The organism is Mesorhizobium sp. M4A.F.Ca.ET.090.04.2.1, assembly GCF_003999085.1.
Lineage (GTDB): Bacteria > Pseudomonadota > Alphaproteobacteria > Rhizobiales > Rhizobiaceae > Mesorhizobium.
Genome location: NZ_RZOT01000953.1, coordinates 1 through 843, shown reverse-complemented (window position 1 = coordinate 843; position 843 = coordinate 1). Strand labels below are relative to the sequence as shown.

Annotated in this window: 1 pseudogene; it reads right to left on the bottom strand. The window is 69.0% G+C overall.

Going from position 1 to position 843, the window contains the following annotated elements:
- Positions 1–843 (bottom strand): annotated as a pseudogene (locus EN781_RS33410) (leucyl aminopeptidase family protein); the annotation flags it as partial.

Here is an 843-nt window from a genome sequence, read left to right as displayed (position 1 = left end):
CGCCAGCACCAGCCGCCCCTCGGCGTCGGTGTTGCCGATCTCGACGGTGATGCCCTTGCGGCTCGTCAGCACATCGCCCGGCCGGAAGGCGTTGCCGGCTATCGAGTTCTCGACCGCCGGGATCAAGACGCGCAGCCGTACGTTGCGCCTGGCGGCCATAATCATGGAGGCAAGGCCCAGCACGTTGGCGGCGCCACCCATGTCCTTCTTCATCAGCAGCATGCCTGATGACGGCTTGATGTCGAGGCCGCCGGTGTCGAAGCAGACGCCCTTGCCGACCAGCGTCACCTTCGGCGCCTCCGGTGGGCCCCAGAGCATGTCGATCAGCCGCGGCGCGTTTGTGGAGGCGCGGCCGACCGCGTGGATCATCGGGAGGTTCTGCTTGAGGAGATCGTCGCCCATGATTACCGACACCTCGGCCTGGTGCGTGGCGGCCAAGACCCGCGCCGCTTTTTCCAGCTCGTCCGGTCCCATGTCGCTGGTTGGCGTGTTGACGAGGTCGCGGGTCAGGAAAACGCCATCGGCGATGCGGCGGACATGCGCGGCATCGGCGCCCGCCGGCAGGGCGAAGCGGAGCTGCCTGCCGGGCTTCTTGCCATAGCGGGTGAAGGCATAGCCGCCAAGCACAAGCCCGATCGCCGCAAGGTCCGGCCAGGCCGGCTCGACGGCGAAGTGCCAGTCACCTTCCGGCAGGGCTCTCGCCAGGGCACCAACGGTGAGCGCGCCATCGCCATCGCCAAGGCCGAACAGGACGCCGGCAAGCGCGCCGTCCTCGCCCGGCAAGGGCAGCGTCCTGCCGGCCTCGCCGGAAAAGCCGTTGGCCCGGGCCCAGGCAATCACGGC